This window comes from Helicobacter sp. 13S00482-2, assembly GCF_002272795.1.
In the GTDB taxonomy this organism is placed as follows: domain Bacteria; phylum Campylobacterota; class Campylobacteria; order Campylobacterales; family Helicobacteraceae; genus Helicobacter_J.
Map to the genome: position 1 here is coordinate 76,257 of NZ_MLAT01000005.1, position 15,628 is coordinate 91,884.

At 33.7% G+C, this 15,628-nt stretch carries 17 protein-coding genes; 4 read left to right on the plus strand and 13 right to left on the minus strand.

Features of this window, described 5'->3' with window-relative positions; genetic code table 11:
• Window position 1: 1 nt before the first annotated feature.
• The 13 genes from nuoH to nikR form a co-directional block, all read right to left on the minus strand.
• Window positions 2-991 (minus strand): NADH-quinone oxidoreductase subunit NuoH, encoded by a 990-nt coding sequence (gene nuoH, locus BKH42_RS03760; protein WP_095295059.1) that lies wholly within the window; start codon window positions 989-991, stop codon window positions 2-4.
• The gene (locus BKH42_RS03765) at window positions 988-3,420 is read right to left on the minus strand and encodes an NADH-quinone oxidoreductase subunit G (RefSeq protein ID WP_095295060.1); all 2,433 of its coding nucleotides are present in this window, start codon (window positions 3,418-3,420) and stop codon (window positions 988-990) included. The genes nuoH and BKH42_RS03765 overlap by 4 nt, the downstream gene beginning before the upstream one ends.
• Window positions 3,413-5,701 (minus strand): 2Fe-2S iron-sulfur cluster-binding protein, encoded by a 2,289-nt coding sequence (locus BKH42_RS03770; protein ID WP_219349827.1) that lies wholly within the window; start codon window positions 5,699-5,701, stop codon window positions 3,413-3,415. Before BKH42_RS03770 ends, BKH42_RS03765 begins: the two co-directional genes overlap by 8 nt.
• On the minus strand, window positions 5,671-7,596 hold the full coding sequence (locus tag BKH42_RS03775; protein WP_257874255.1) for an FAD-dependent oxidoreductase: 1,926 nt from the start codon (window positions 7,594-7,596) through the stop codon (window positions 5,671-5,673). The genes BKH42_RS03770 and BKH42_RS03775 overlap by 31 nt, the downstream gene beginning before the upstream one ends.
• On the minus strand, window positions 7,596-7,829 hold the full coding sequence (locus BKH42_RS03780) for an NADH-ubiquinone oxidoreductase subunit E family protein (RefSeq protein WP_095295065.1): 234 nt from the start codon (window positions 7,827-7,829) through the stop codon (window positions 7,596-7,598). The genes BKH42_RS03775 and BKH42_RS03780 overlap by 1 nt, the downstream gene beginning before the upstream one ends.
• The gene (gene nuoD, locus BKH42_RS03785) at window positions 7,826-9,055 is read right to left on the minus strand and encodes an NADH dehydrogenase (quinone) subunit D (RefSeq protein ID WP_095295067.1); all 1,230 of its coding nucleotides are present in this window, start codon (window positions 9,053-9,055) and stop codon (window positions 7,826-7,828) included. Before nuoD ends, BKH42_RS03780 begins: the two co-directional genes overlap by 4 nt.
• Entirely contained in the window at window positions 9,055-9,852 is a 798-nt protein-coding gene (locus BKH42_RS03790; RefSeq protein WP_095295068.1) for an NADH-quinone oxidoreductase subunit C, read from the minus strand. The genes nuoD and BKH42_RS03790 overlap by 1 nt, the downstream gene beginning before the upstream one ends.
• Window positions 9,853-9,866: 14 nt before the next feature.
• Window positions 9,867-10,376, minus strand: coding sequence for an NADH-quinone oxidoreductase subunit B (locus BKH42_RS03795; protein WP_095295069.1), 510 nt, complete (start codon window positions 10,374-10,376; stop codon window positions 9,867-9,869).
• A complete protein-coding gene (locus BKH42_RS03800; RefSeq protein WP_095295071.1) occupies window positions 10,358-10,747 on the minus strand; it encodes an NAD(P)H-quinone oxidoreductase subunit 3 in 390 nt (129 codons plus the stop codon). Before BKH42_RS03800 ends, BKH42_RS03795 begins: the two co-directional genes overlap by 19 nt.
• A gap of 166 nt (window positions 10,748-10,913) precedes the next feature.
• Window positions 10,914-11,702 (minus strand): histidinol-phosphatase HisJ, encoded by a 789-nt coding sequence (locus tag BKH42_RS03805; RefSeq protein WP_095295074.1) that lies wholly within the window; start codon window positions 11,700-11,702, stop codon window positions 10,914-10,916.
• A complete protein-coding gene (rsfS, locus tag BKH42_RS03810; RefSeq protein WP_180673964.1) occupies window positions 11,699-12,055 on the minus strand; it encodes a ribosome silencing factor in 357 nt (118 codons plus the stop codon). The genes BKH42_RS03805 and rsfS overlap by 4 nt, the downstream gene beginning before the upstream one ends.
• Window positions 12,052-12,615, minus strand: coding sequence for a nicotinate (nicotinamide) nucleotide adenylyltransferase (gene nadD / locus BKH42_RS03815; protein WP_095295078.1), 564 nt, complete (start codon window positions 12,613-12,615; stop codon window positions 12,052-12,054). Before nadD ends, rsfS begins: the two co-directional genes overlap by 4 nt.
• The gene (nikR, locus tag BKH42_RS03820) at window positions 12,615-13,076 is read right to left on the minus strand and encodes a nickel-responsive transcriptional regulator NikR (protein WP_095295080.1); all 462 of its coding nucleotides are present in this window, start codon (window positions 13,074-13,076) and stop codon (window positions 12,615-12,617) included. Before nikR ends, nadD begins: the two co-directional genes overlap by 1 nt.
• 396 nt (window positions 13,077-13,472) lie before the next feature.
• Between nikR and exbB the strand changes: the two genes are divergently transcribed.
• The 4 genes from exbB (at window position 13,473) to BKH42_RS03840 (ending at window position 15,619) form a co-directional block, all read left to right on the plus strand.
• Window positions 13,473-13,910: a TonB-system energizer ExbB gene (exbB, locus tag BKH42_RS03825; RefSeq protein WP_095295082.1), complete on the plus strand. Its 438-nt coding sequence runs from the start codon at window positions 13,473-13,475 to the stop codon at window positions 13,908-13,910.
• Complete coding sequence (gene exbD, locus BKH42_RS03830; RefSeq protein ID WP_095295084.1) at window positions 13,891-14,271, plus strand: TonB system transport protein ExbD; 381 nt, start codon at window positions 13,891-13,893, stop codon at window positions 14,269-14,271. The genes exbB and exbD overlap by 20 nt, the downstream gene beginning before the upstream one ends.
• On the plus strand, window positions 14,237-14,905 hold the full coding sequence (locus BKH42_RS03835; RefSeq protein ID WP_095295085.1) for an energy transducer TonB: 669 nt from the start codon (window positions 14,237-14,239) through the stop codon (window positions 14,903-14,905). Before exbD ends, BKH42_RS03835 begins: the two co-directional genes overlap by 35 nt.
• Window positions 14,906-14,995: 90 nt before the next feature.
• Window positions 14,996-15,619, plus strand: a complete 624-nt coding sequence (locus BKH42_RS03840; RefSeq protein WP_095295086.1) for a phosphatase PAP2 family protein — start codon at window positions 14,996-14,998, stop codon at window positions 15,617-15,619.
• Window positions 15,620-15,628: the final 9 nt, after the last annotated feature.

Sequence of the window (15,628 nt, forward strand, 5' to 3'; positions counted from 1 at the left end):
CTTATAACAGTATCACAATGCTTGTGAGAAGTATATTCAAAAGTGCTAAAGGCATCATTATTTTCCAACACATACGCATTAATTGGTCGGGTCTAATGTGTGGAAAAGTTCCTCTTACCCACATTGCCAAAAATACGAAAAAACAAACCTTTAAGATAATTGCAATCCCCCCTGGTATAAACCATATTGGGTTGTAACCACCAAAAAATATGATCGAGATAACAAAACAAAATGCAAATAAGTGAGCATATTCGGCTAAAAAAAACATTCCCCATTTAAGACCACTGTATTCAGTGGCATAACCAGCAACTATTTCAGCTTCGTGTTCTAAGAGATCAAAAGGTGTTCTATTTAGTTCTGCATAACTTGCGATCAAAAATAGCATAAAAGCTAAAGGTTGTTTAAATACGAGCCAACTCAAGATTCCATCGGATTGATAGTTGTTGATTTCTACCATAGATAGGGAGCCCACGACCATTAATGGTGCTAAAATAGTCATAGTGCTCACTACTTCAAAACTCAAGAGTTGTATAGCAGCTCTAGCAGAGCCTATGAGTGAGTATTTGCTACCTGAAGCTAATCCTCCAAGCAAGGGTGCATAAATACCTACAGATCCAGCTGCGAGAAAAAATAGCAACCCTATATTAATATCAGAAATGATAGGATGAACAGTGTATCCAAAGATCGTGAAATTTCCAAAAAATGGTATGGGTGCCATTGATACAAATGCTGACATCATAGCTATGATAGGAGCGAGTGTAAAAATTAATTTATTAGCATTTTGGGGAATAATATCCTCTTTTGTAAAAAGTTTGATGCCATCTGCCAATAATTGGAAGAGTCCATAAGGTCCCACATAGCTAGGCCCAAGTCTGCGTTGAAAAAATGCTAAGATCTTACGTTCAATATAAGTGGCAAACCCACCCAAAAAAGAAAAAACCGCCACGAGAATCAGAATTTTAATCAGTGTCTCTATTACAAATGCACTCATTTACATTCCTTTAAGGTTAAAATTTCAAAAACACTTTGTTCAAAGATATGAGCATTATCTAAACTTGGAGAGATGACGAATATATCTTGATTTAAATCATAATCAATATAAACATTACCAGTAATTTTATCATTATTTTTTTCTAAACATATCTCTTGACCTTCAATCAAATTTAACTTGGCTAGATTTTCCTTAGAAGTGTATATTCCAATTTTTGTTTGTAAATTTTCACTTGCTTGCGTGGTGAGTGAAAATTGAGATTGAGGATATTTGAAATAAGCATTATAAGATTCTGTATCGGGTATTTTGACGGAGATAAGATCAATATCAGAATTTTCTTTATCTTTGAAGTTTAAATTCAAGATATAACCTCTTTTTTCTTCACCATTTGAGCCATAATAATTCTTCAGACAATCATAAGCAATTGTTTTGAATCCAGCTTCTTGTGGTAGTAGATGAGTATAATCAACTAAGCTTTCTCCATCAAAACCAAACCCTTGAGCAATATCACAAATATCATAACCCTTATAACCAATTGCAGATCTAAGTGGCAAGAGCTTATATTCAAAATTCGTGATGGTGCCTTCAAGTTGGTTGAGTGCAGGAAGAATAAAATTGACTTTTTCATTGTTATGATTTTTTGTGTTGATTTTATTAGAATCAATTATATAATCGCCATATGTACGAATACCTATGACGTCAGTATTTTTGTTGGTATCTTCTTGGAGAGTGCAGATAAGCGAAATGCCTACAGAATTGGTGTGAGGGGGGACAAGAATAATCTTTATGGTTGTGTTTTGCTCTAAAAATGACAACATACTAGCAATATTTTTAGCATTCGGGTGCTTGTAAATATCTTGACCAATAACCAAAGTACAGTTGTTTGCTGATAAAAACATTTCTTTTAAACGAACAAATTTATCATAATCCAAGGAGCATTCTTCTAGCAACCCATAGTAATCCAAATCTATGGTTTCTTGAATTTTTTCTATTATTTCTTTTGTTTCTCTAGATGTATTTTCCTCCTCTTGAGGAATTGTCTTTTTTACTTCTTTGGTGATGGTTTTTGAAATCTTTTTTTTGCTAGCATAGATAGGATCTAAAATATTGTTAGGATTAAGATCTTTTATTAGCAACAATGTGCTCAAAATTACCTCATCAGCTTTTGGGGAATATTGGATAGAAAATACATTCCTGCCGAGTCTGTCAATCAGGCTATCACCAATAGGATGTGCATAGATCAAGGAAGTTGATTTGTTGAGCTTAAGAGCATTGTTGATAGCATAGCGTAATAAGGGCATTTCAGTCTTTATGCTTGAGCCTAATGTAATAATAAGATCTGAATTTTTAATATCGCTAAGAGTTGGAAAATGCTTTTGCTTGAGCGTATTGCGAAACTCCTGAAATTTTCTTGTATCCTCACAATAGAGTTCAAAGCCAAGTTTTTTTCGTAAGCTTTCTATGATAAACGCTTCTTCGTTGGTAATATCTCCACCGATTCTGACGGCCTTTGCGTCTTTGATTTTATTTATCGCTTCAGATAGATTTTGACTTCCTTCTGGACTTGAACTTATGTCAAATGCAAATCTTCCTGCACCACATATTGGATTATAGTGAAAATCATTGCTGACCCGATAGATCTTTTGTTTATCATTAAGAACATCTTGATGCTTGACTTGATACTCAATATGACAACCTGCTGGACAGTGTGGGCATGTAGAGCTTATCTTACGTAATTCCCAAGCATTTGAAGTGTAGCTAAAATCCCTATAGCCAAGTGCTCCAACAGGGCATACAGAAATACATTCTCCGCAATCACTACAAGGATTATCTCCAACAAAATCAATCAAGGCTTTTTGTTTTCTGACCCATACACTATAGGGATCTTTTGACATTGTATCTTTAAAATTATCTGGTGAATGCAAGTCAGTTTTAACAGCTTTAAGATTACTCTCTCCAATATTATCTTTACAAGTTGTCACACAACGCTCACAAACGATACAAAGATTTGGATCATAGATAGCCTGTGCCCATTGTTTTGATTTTTTTTCATCATCTTGAACGCTATAATGTTGAGATTGTATTTGATTTTTCAAAGTAAGATCTTGAAGTTCGCATTCACCACTTTTATCACATACTCCGCATTCTAATGGATGATTAACATCATAAGTTTGCATTATTATTTTTCTATCAGCAATAATTTCAGGGGTTTGTGTGAACACCTCAGTCCCATCTTTAGCTTTAGTATTGCAGGTATAAACACGTTTTCCATCAACTTCGGCCATACACATTTTACAAGCGACGGTTGGTGAACAACCATTTAAATAACATAAAGTCGGGATATAGATATTATTTTTCCTTGCGATTTCTAGGATTGTTTGACCTTCTTGAAATTCTAATTGTTTTCCATCTATGATTACCTTAGGCATTTTCACTCCATTTCTTGAGGGTGATTTTTGTATATGGATAGTCTTTATTGTGGATAAAATACCTACCTACATAAAAGAGGGCAACCATTCCTTTTAAATATTCTTCTTCAATAAAATCACAAACAAAATCTTTACCTTCAATGCTGAAAAATACTTTTTGATATTTTTCAAGTTTATTTGCAATTGCAAATTGCTTTGAACCAATTATTTTAGGTTTATCAAAGTTAAAGAAATTTCCAGATTTTTTGGGAAAATACAAAATAGAGCCATTAGATTCAGGCAAGAAATCAATAGCTAAAAGCTCTACATGACCTTCATAGGAAAATTTACCTAGAGTGAGAAAATATCCTCTATGTTCATTTCCATTGTGGTCAAAAAAATTCTCAAGATCATCATAAGCAATACCCTTAAATCCATTTTCTAATGGAAGTTTGTTTGTGATTTCTATGAGTGAGGTCTCTGTCATTTCAAAATGTTGTGCGATATCACAAATATCATAACCTTCATAAGGTAAAGATGCAGATATGGGCAATAGTTGATAATCTGCATTTACAATACTTCCCTCTATTTGAAGCATAGAGGGAAGTATAAAATCAGCATTTAAAATAAAATCAACGTTCTGTTCATACTCTATATTTTCAATCATTTCATTGAGGATAAAATCTCCCTTTGCTTTATAGCCAACAACCCGAGTATTTTCAAAATTATCTTTTGATAGATCGCAAATCCTGGAAATTCCCACAGTGTTCCCAGAAGAAGGAATTGTTATAACTTTCATAGGAGTATATTTTTCTATTAGCCCAAGCATATAAGCAATCTGCTTATATTGAGGGTGAGAAAAAAGTTCTGAACCTATAAAAATAACAGGATTTAGGGCTGATCTAAAAGTATTACCTAAATTAGTAAGCTCTTCTTCGCTAATATTAGATTCAGAACTCAGATAGCCTATATCTAAATTTTCAATAAAATCACTTAAACTAGAATCCACAAGTGTGTCTTTTAAAAAACTATATAACATTAAGGCCACAACACCTAATTCTGTTTGAACTTCATATTGTATATAAGAGTTTTTTTTGAGTCGCTCATCAGGTACGGGATGCAGATAAATATATTTGATTTTTTGTGTTGTAATGGCATTAATAATTTGACTTTTAAGAATAGGGGTTTCATCAAAAATAAAACTAGCTAAGCTTATGCATAAATCAGCTTGTTTCAATGTTTCTTTCATGTTGTATATCTGTGCATTAGAAGTAGATTTAATAATAGAAGTAAATTCAAAATAATTTCGTGCTTCTTCGCAGTATAAAGGAATATTGAGTTTATTTTTAAGTTCATTTAAAATAAAGGCTTCTTCATTGCTTATTTGTGTTCCAATTCTTATGGCAGAGGCATTTTCAAAGGCCTTGATGGCATTTTTAAGTTGATCGCTATCTTTGTAATAGATAGAAGAATTACCAAAATTATGCCGTCCAGAGTGACATAATTGAGAAAATTCCATTATTGTTGTACTCCTGTAGATTTTTTTATTTTTAGAAATATGAGTGGAATCGTTTGTGTTTTTACCCTCATATACGATATAGCAACCCAAAGCACAATTTGTGCAAACGCTAGGAGTTTTTTCAAGCTCCCAAACATTGGATGTATATTGAAATCTTTCTGAAGTCATGGCACCTGTTGGGCAGACGCTGACGCATTCATCACAATCTTCACAGTAACTCTGTGCATTAATGCCAATTTTTGAATCATAGCCACCTGCTATTACTTGAAGATAATTATTTCCCACAATCTGATTGCAGGTTCTAGCACATCGCTCACACATGATACATAGGCTTTCGTCATAAATCTTATTTTTGAATGAAATAAAATCATCTTTTCGTTGTGTTGCACTGAAAGTCTGTATAGGTATCTTTGTTTCTAGTACTTTATCTTGAAGCTCACATTCTCCACTTTTATCGCATACTCCACATTCTAGTGGGTGATTTATACACAAAAATTTCATAATCTCTTGGCGATGTTGCTCTAGTCTTGGTGTGTGAGTATGAACTCTAGTATTCTGAAGTGCGGGACTTTTGCATGAGGCGATGATATTTCCATTTTCTTCTTCCACGATACACATGCGACAAGCACCGACAGGGGCTAATTTTGGAAGATGACATAGGGTTGGAATGTAGATATGATTTCTTCTAGCAACTTCTAAAATACTTTCACCTTCATTAAAAGAAAATTCTTTATTATTGATAAATATACCCATCATAACACCGCCATTGCTATGTAATAACATCGCATACATCTTTGAGCTTCATAAAAAGCTTCTTGATTGCTCAATCCAAAATTAACTTCAATAAAGCTTTTTTTTCGTTCCTGTGGAGATACTTTTTGGCTTTCAGATCTTTTGAGTCCCTTATTCCATCCTCTGACATCTTCACTTTTGTTAAATACGCCGATTTGATGAAGATAATCTTCCATCTTTTCTTCATCACTTAAGGATATTTCATTGTTTTTTAGATAGCGTTTGATGACATTTGCTACTCGTTTTCCTTGGCCTACGGCATTTACAATTGTTAGAGGACCACTCACACAATCGCCACAACCAAATACACCTTTTTTGCTTGTTGCAAAAGTCCCTTCTTGAGTTTGCAGTGTTCCCCATTTTGTGATTTCTATTTCCCATTCTTTTGGTAAATATGAGAAGTCTGGAATCTGCGAAACAGCAGGTATTAAAATATCACATTCAAATCTTGATGGCGGTTTATCTATTTTAATAAGTTCGCCTTTTGGAGAGTCGGGAGTTTTTTTGAGTTCAAAATATCCAACATCTATGGCGGTGATTTTATTGTCTTTAGAAGCAACACCAACAACAGTGGATAAAAATTCAAACTTCACGCCTTCCTCTACACTCTCGTGATATTCTTCTTTTGAGGTATTTTTGATGATAGTTGCTTCATCTCTTCTATAGAGCATTGTGACAGATTTTGCTCCAAGTCTTATGGCAGATCTCACAACATCCATAGAGGTAAAGCCCCCACCTACACAGACAATATTTTTACCTTTTATGTCAGGAATTTCACATAGATTGAATTTTTGAGCTAGATTGACTTCATCCATAAATTTAATCGCAGGAAGATAGCCTTCTAATAGAGGATCTTCATTGCTAAAACCAAGTTTTTTGGAAATTCTAGCCCCCGTTGCTAAGACTATAGCTTGGTGAGATTTTTCCAACTCTAGCATTGATTTTTCATTCATAGGGCTTGAAGTATGAAATCTCACACCAAGTTCTTTGAGCATATCAATATCGTGATTGTAATTTGAAATAGGCATTCGATAATTTGGAACTCCTACTGCTACCTCTCCACCCAAAACAGGCAAGGCTTCATAAACATCTACACCAACTCCTTCAAGAGCTAGATAATAAGCAGTACTCAAGCCTCCTGGTCCTGCACCAATGATGGCAACTTTCTGCGTACATGGATGTTGCGTTATGGATTTTGGATGCTGATAAGGCAAATGCATATCAAATTCATAATCTGCTCCAATTCTTTTGAGCTCCATTATACTTATAGGCTCATCTAAAATTGATCGTCTGCAAGCACTTTCGCAAGGATGAGGGCATACTCTACCACAAACTTGAGCTAAAGGCATTGAACTTCTTGTGGCACTTAAAGAATCTGCAAAAAGCATATCTCTAACCCCTTCAATATAAGCAGGAATATTAACATGAGAAGGACAGGCATCGGTGCAAGGAGCAGTGATTTTAGAAATATATTTTTGAGTATTGCTAGCTTTTTGTGGATTTAAAAAAATCTCTCTTTTGGTTTTAAGCATTTGCAAGATAGGTTTAGGAGTTGTTTTTCCAATCTCACATTTACTAGTATTTTGCATCAAGTGAGCGGTTTCTTCCAATCTATTAATATTTTCAAGAAGATTATCAGGATCATTTTGGATTCTGCATAAAAGATCATACAAGACTCTGCCACCATATTTTCCAGGCGTACATCTTCCACAAGCTTCAGAGTAGCATTGATATTGAAAGGCATAATTTTTGAGCATATCTAAAATATCCGTGTTTTCATCAAAAACTACAACTCCATCCCATCCTATGAAGGACTTCATTTTTTCATTTTGAAGATGATTGGGGAATTCTCCTGCCCCAATTGAATACGGAAGAAAAGGTTGCATCATCTAACCTTTTTTTTCACCACAAGCGTCCAATCAACGTGATTGAATCTAATAGAGTTCATCAGATCATCTCCGCGATTTTTGATAAATTCCGCACTTTTAGAAATATTTTCAAAATCACCAATTTCAAATAAAAATATCCCCACTTCTCCATCAGTAAGTTCAGAGTCAATCAATTCGCCCATACGATCATAAAAATCATTTTTTAAATGCCTGAGATCAAAACGCTTCATCTATCCACCTCTCCAAATACTGCATTGGTTGATCCAATAATTGTTACAACATCAGCGAGATAATGGCCTATGAGAATATCTTGAAGGCATCCTATGTGATAGAAGCTTGGGGTTTTGATTTTAATTCTATGAGGGTAGGGGTTACCTTGAGAGTTAATAAAAAATCCTAGCTCTCCTTTTGGAGATTCTGTAGGAGCATACACCTCGCCTTTGGGAGGACGCATACCCTGTGTTACAAGCACAAAGTGTTGCATTAAGGCATAGTTCTGAGTCATTATATCTTCCTTTGGCGAAGATATATAATCAGGTGCCTTTGCCATAATAATAGAATCAGTTTTTGGGTACATTTCTATGAGTTGTTCTAAAATCTTCACAGACTCCCTTATTTCCTCCATATAGAGCCTATATCTTCCATAACTATCACCGCTATTTGTGATAGGAACGCTAAAATCTAGTTCGTCATATAGCTCATAAGGATCTTCTTTACGTACATCATAAGCCACACCACTAGCACGAAGCATGATTCCACTTAGTCCCCAATTTTTTGCTACTTCTGCTGAGATCGTACCCACATTTTCAAGTCTAGATCGCCAAATTCGATTATTGTCAAGCAATCCCTCTATGAGAGCTACTGTGCTATTAGTTTCTTGGATAAATTTTTTGAGATCTTCAATCCATTTTGGTGGTAAATCAAGAGGCACTCCACCAATTCTAATTGCATTATGGGTCAATCTTGCACCACAATAGTCTTCCATCAAATCAAGGCCATATTCTCTAGTTTTAAAGCAATATAAAAACATCGAGAGTGCACCCACATCCATTCCGTGAACAGCAACAAACATTATGTGAGAAATAATCCTATTGAGTTCTAATAACATTGTTCTAATTACTTGAGCTCTCCTAGGAATTTTGATATCAATAAGCTTTTCCACTGCATGAGCAAATGCATAATTATTGCTTGCAGCAGAAGTGTAATCAAGTCTATCTGTTGTAGGCATAAACTCATTATAAATCATATTTTCAGCTAGTTTTTCTATTCCTCTGTGTAGATAACCAATATCTGGCGTAGCTTTCACTACCTTTTCCCCATCAAGTTCTAAAATCAATCTCAATTGACCGTGAGAGGATGGATGTTGAGGCCCAAAATTTATAATCATTTTATCATCATCTCGTTCAAAAACAATATTTTCAAATTGTGGTTTGAGTTTGGTATAAATTTGTGGCATTAGCGTCTCTCTTTCAAAACTTTAGCTTTAGATGGATCTAAGTTTTTAACAAATAAAGCCTTGGAAGATTTGTTGCTGTTTAATACAGATTGAGTTTGCATACCTTTTTGTGTTTCATGTCCAATCCTGGTAAAATTGAAAGTATCTTTTTCATCCACTCTTGCACTATCTCTTTGCTCAGGGCCTATGATCTGTCTGTATTCTTTGCCAAATATTTTATCAACCTCATACCAAGAGGCGTGTTCATCGCCTTTAAGAGGATATGATTTTAACAATGGGTATCCTACCCAATCTTGAGGCATAAGCAATCTTGTTAAATGAGGATGTCCACTGAATATGATTCCAAACATATCAAAGGTTTCCCTTTCGCTCCAAATAGCACATCTAAACTCTGTGACTATAGAATCAATACTTTCGTTTGGCTTTAAAATACATTTGACTCTGATACGTCTTTTTTCAGAATTATTCACATTGCAAGAAAGAAGCTGATAAAACATTTCAAATTCTCCCTTTAATTCTAGCATATCAATCGCACTCATCTCGTTAAGCACTTCATATCCAAGTTTTTTAAGAATTTTCATTATAGGTAAGAGATCTGTTTTTTGAATCCAAAACACAGCAGTACCTAACTCTATATAGCTATCACAAATATGATACTCATAGCTCAGATGATTATAGATAACTTCATATGGACTACCTATTATGGAAGTTTTTGAAGTTAATTTTGGTTGATAAAATTTATCTGTATGATAAGCCTTCTTTTGAATATCTAAACCAATTTTGTTTTGTCTAACCATAATCATCTATCCTTTTATATCAAACGCTTAGGCGGATTTTTACGAAAAGCTTTTTCGCTTCTTATCTTTTTCTGCAACATCATTAAGGCATATTGAAGCGTTTCTGGACGTGGAGCACAGCCAGGAAGATAAATATCAACAGGAATAATCCTATCCACACCCTGAACGGTAGCATAGGTGTTAAACATACCGCCTGTATTTGCACAACTACCCATAGAAATAACCCATTTTGGTTCGGGCATTTGATCATAAAGTCTTCGTGTGAATTCAGCGTGTTTTTTTGTAACTGTGCCAGCAATAATCATCACATCTGATTGTCTAGGAGAAGCACGAAAAATCGTTCCAAATCTATCGAAATCAAAACGAGATCCACCTGCTGCCATCATTTCTATAGCACAACAAGCAAGACCATAAGTAAGCGGCCAAAGCGAATTGCTCCTTGCCCAATTTAGAAGATTATCAACAGTTGTTAAGGCGATAGGCAATCCTGAGTTTTTTAAATAATTTACTTGATGTTGTGCCACGATAATGCTCCTCTTTTCCAAGCGTAAACAAAACCAATTATCAGGAATCCAACAAAACTTAACATTTCCATAAATCCAAATATGCCTAGAGATTTAAAATCTATAGCCCAAGGAAACATAAAAACAATCTCAACATCAAATAAAATAAAAAGCATTGCCATGATATAAAACTGATGAGAGACCCTGTTTTGTTGCTTAATAGGCAAGGGCCCACATTCATATGCAGATAGCTTTAGCTTATCATTTTTTTTATCCGCTAGTTTTCGACTGATAAAACGTTGAATTCTCAAGGTTGCATTGAAGGCTAAAAAGGTAAATACAAAAATTATAAACACCCCAAAATAAGGATGTAAAAGTAAGGCGTTTTCCATTCTGTAATTCCTAAAAATTGAAAGTTTGTTCGTTGATTGAATTGTAGTCTTAAAATGATTAAAAATAAACAAAGAAAATTTAATCTGTCAAAAAAAGGAGATTTTTGTTACAAATAGTAACAAAAAAATAGTGTTAATTTTTTACTATTTATTAGAATTAAGAATATTAAATTTCAACCATATGGGGTATTTTTTTCTTAAAATATACAGCCTTTTTATAGCCTATATTTTTCGCAATTTTTAAACATTCTTCATATCCAAATCCAACTTGATCTACACTGTGTGCATCGCTTCCAAATGTGATGGGTATTTCCATTTTTTTTGCAATTTTTAGAATTTCAATACTTGGGTATTGTTCTTTTATGGGTTTATGAAAACCTGATGCATTGATTTCAAGAACCATCTTATTATCCCTAATGTTTTCAAGTGTCTTTTGTATATTTTGGTATAATTTCTGATTTGGACTATGATTAAAAATTTTGAGCAAATCAAAATGTCCAACTATTTGAAAGAGATTACTTTGTGCCATTTTGGCAATTGCTTTGAGATATTTTTCCCAACATTCTTCCAAGTTTCGTTTGGCATATTCTGCCATAAATTCAGGATTATCAAATCCCCATTCATCCAAGAAGTGCACAGAACCAATCAGATAATCAAAAGGATACTCAAGAATTCTTTTTTCTATTAAATTTTCTCTATTGCAAATAAAATCAACTTCTAGCCCCATTAAGATCAATATTTTATCTTGGTATTTGTTTTGAGCATTACTTATCATCTGAGAATATGTAACTAATTCCTCAGATTTCATTCTGTATTTTGAATCAAAATCCATGGGGGAATGACAGGAAAACCCATAAACATCAACCCCGAGTTCTATTGCTTTTGTTATATACTCATCTACACTACCTTGTGCATGATTGCATAAGATAGTGTGGTTGTGTAGATCTATCCTCATATTTGCAATGATTCTTGTTTTTTTATTTTAGTTAAAAACTCTTCCAAATTAAATTTTTTACGATGATTTTCAGTAAAAATATGAATCATTATATCGCCCAAGTCTGCTATAATCCAATCCTCACTTTCTTCATCAGTGCTATAAAATACCTCTCCTAATGATTTGAGTTCAGTTTTTAACATATCCAATAGTGCATAAGAATGTTTTCCTGCCATTGCTGTAGCGATGATTACGCAATCTACAATATAGTCTTTACCTTCAAGATCAAAAATATCAATATTTTCAGCCTTTTTCTGGTCGAGTAATTCTGTGATGATTTTTGTCCTCTTGGATAGATTTTTTGTTTGGGTCAATTTAACTCCTTGTATGATTTGATAACTTCAGATTTGATTGTCTCAGGGAGATCATTTGGCAGATGACCTAGCGAAAGTCCTTCTCTGATTTGAGTGGATGAGATTTTATACTTTACTTCTGGTAGGGAAATTTTGTATAAATCTTTATTATCTGTATTGTATCCATATCTTTCAATCAATACGAATTCTACTAAATTTCTGAGTTCTTCATATCGTTCCCATTTATGGAGGTTAAATAGATTATCTTCGCCAATAATAAAAAATATTTTTTTTGGGTGCAATTGGTCTTTTAATGCTAACACACTCTGAATGCTAGGTATAGGTTTTTTTTGAATTATTTCCATATCGCTGACTTCTACTTTTGATAGATTTGCATTCAATCTTTTCATCCATTCATATCGTTTGCTTTCATGGAACAAACAAGGATTTTTTAGAGGGTTTTGATAGGCAACAATAACGATAAGTTTGTCAATATCAAGTTTCTGCAGAGCAACTTGAATGGTCTGGATATGAGCAATATGAGGTGGATCAAAGCTCCCACCATAGACAGCAATATTCATTATTCATCTTTTTCAAAACTTGAGGCTTTTGTAAGTTTTGAAAATTTCACTCCCCGCAATCCACCAATCTCTAAAGAAAGTTTTTGAACTTGGATTGGAGAACCTCTCAGAATAATAGTTTCTAAACAATTACAAGAATCAATATGGACATGAGTATTACACAAAATACTAACAGAACTATTATGCTGAATATCTATCATTCTTTGATTGAGTTCTCTTTGATGATGGTCATATACAATTACAAGTACAGCAATATAATCATTTTCGCACGAGGAATTATTTTGAGCATCCCAACTATCCTCTACTAATTTTTCACGTATCATATCTCTAACTAATTCCGATCTAGACGAATAGCCATTTTTAATGATACGAGTGTCTAGTTCATTTAGAAGATTTTCTTGGAGAGATACTGAAAATCTTATCGTGCAGTCATTTTCTTTTGTATGTGTTTTTAGTTGCATCTTTATAACTTTTTAAAAAAATCTAAAATCCAATACATTCATATGGGAGGTTTTATCAAAAGTTTTTTGATATTACAAATTAGCTCTAGTTTTCTCCACCACATAATCTTGCATACATCGTGCGTAATTCTACCACTTATTAACTAATTTTAAAACTTATTGTTTGTAAAAGAGTATGAAATTGGCTTTGCTCCCAAAATATACTTCAACATTCCGTATCCATAATCTGTGAATTTCTGCAAGATTTTCTTGATATTGTGTTCTTTAATCAAGTTGATCTACTTCTTCTAGGGTTTTGTGTCATAAAGCGTATTTTCTTTATCAAAAATAATGTTTAATATTGACAATTATTATTAAAGTGCTAGAATATCATATTAAAAAACGCAGGATAAGTAGATGGAGTTTTTAAAGTTGCATATTGATCATATGGTATTTGTGGTGCTTGGAGTGATGGGGTTTTTGACCATTTGGTTCACGGTTGAGCGAATTATGTTTTATTCCAAAGTGAAAGTTGATACTTACCAAGATATCGATATTCTTGAAGAACATCTTACAAAAAACCTTACAACTCTTTACATTATATATTCGAATGCCCCTTACGTAGGACTTCTAGGGACTGTTGTTGGTATCATGATAACTTTTTATGATATGGGCGTGAGTGGCGGCATGGATGCTAAGACAATTATGGTTGGATTATCTCTGGCTCTCAAAGCTACCGCACTCGGACTAGTCGTAGCGATCCCTACATTGGTAATTTATAATGCTCTAGTGCGAAAAGTAGATACAATTATGAATCGTTTCAAGGTGAGAAAAAATGAAAATCAGAAGAGGTGAAGGTTTAAACATTGTTCCTTTCATAGACATCATGCTTGTCTTGTTGGCGATAGTTTTGAGTGTATCTACTTTTATCGCACAAGGTAAGATAGAAATTGATTTGCCTCAAGCAGATTCTGCTCAAAAGAAAAACGATGATAAGAAAGTTTCTATTGTTGTTGATGCTAACAATGTGATTTATTTGGATGACAAGCCTGTTTCCATTGAGGAGTTGAAAGACTTGATTCATAATACGGACTCCAAGACTCTAATTGAGCTAAAAAGCGATAAGGATTCTAAATTTGAGACTTTTGTAAAAATTATAGATTTGCTGAAGGAAAATAACCATGAAAATTTTGCAATTTCTACGAAGACAAATTGAATCTCCTAATAAAGTAGGTTTTATTGTTGCATTCACGATCTATGCAATTGCAATTACGATCATTTTCGGATCATTTAAAAGCACAGAACTCAAACAAGATGGGCAGAGTAAGCTCACGATGAGTTTGGCGAGTATTAATACTCAAGCACCACAGAAAACACATTCTACTTCTGCTCCTAAACCCAAACCCAAGCCTAAACCTAAACCTAAAAAAACAAAACCAATAGAAAAAAAGCAGGTTGAGCCTGAACAAGAAGTCAAACAGATTCAAGAGGAAAAAGATGAAGAAAAACAAGAGAGTTCAAATACTACCTCTGAAGGCTCACAATCTGAATCATTAGCATATAATCAGGGTATTAGTGATGAATTTTTAGCCAAGATACAAATGGCAATTAGTAAAAAAAATAAATATCCTCGAATTGCTAGAATTAGGGGTTTAGAAGGGGAGGTTTTAGTAGAGTTTATTTTAAACATAGATGGCACCATGCAAGGACTTAAAATTATTCAAAGTACTGCTGGAGATATTCTCAATGACAGTGCCATTAAGGCAATCAAAAGTGCTTCTAAAGATTTCCCTTTTCCTACCCAAAGGGTCAGAATAAAAATTCCAATTGCTTATACTCTAAAATCTTAAGCAATCGACTTTTGGATTCAAGATTTATGCTAAAATTCCCTGTTTGTAGTTCGCTTTTGAGCTAGTTGCAATTTTAGTGGGAGAATTTTTATGTATCGAGCTTATTTTATTATGGGTTTTCTTGGTCTTTTGATTTTTTGTTTTGAAACTTTTTCTATTGTTTTTGGATCTGAATGGATTGGACTGTTTGATTCATTTTTTATTGCAAATATTAGAGATGCTATTGAGGTGGATTTTAAGATTGAAATGATGAAGATTTTGAGTAAAATCGGATCTTTTGAAACAATACTTATAGTTAGCTTTATACTAATGTTGGCAATGTTTTTAAAAAGAAAATTTATACTTGGTGCATGGTTTGGTGTGAGTATAGCATTAAGCGTGGTTATTTTAAAGATATTAAAAGAGATTGTTGCCCGTGATCGCCCAAATGAGAATTGGCTTAGCAGTGCTTCTGGTTTTAGTTATCCAAGTGGGCATTCTTTAGCTATCAGTCTTTTTTGTTCGTTGCTATTTTTATTGATAATCTCATCAAAAATAAAAATTTTTTGGAAAACTTTCATGGGTATTTTGGGAGCATTGTTGATATTTTTGATTATGTATTCGCGTGTTTATTTGGGCGTTCATTATCCAAGTGATGTTTTGGGTGGTTTTTTACTTGGCTTGACATTAGCATTTTTTTCAACAGGAATTTATGTTAGATTTTTTAAAGATTAGGTTGTTTGT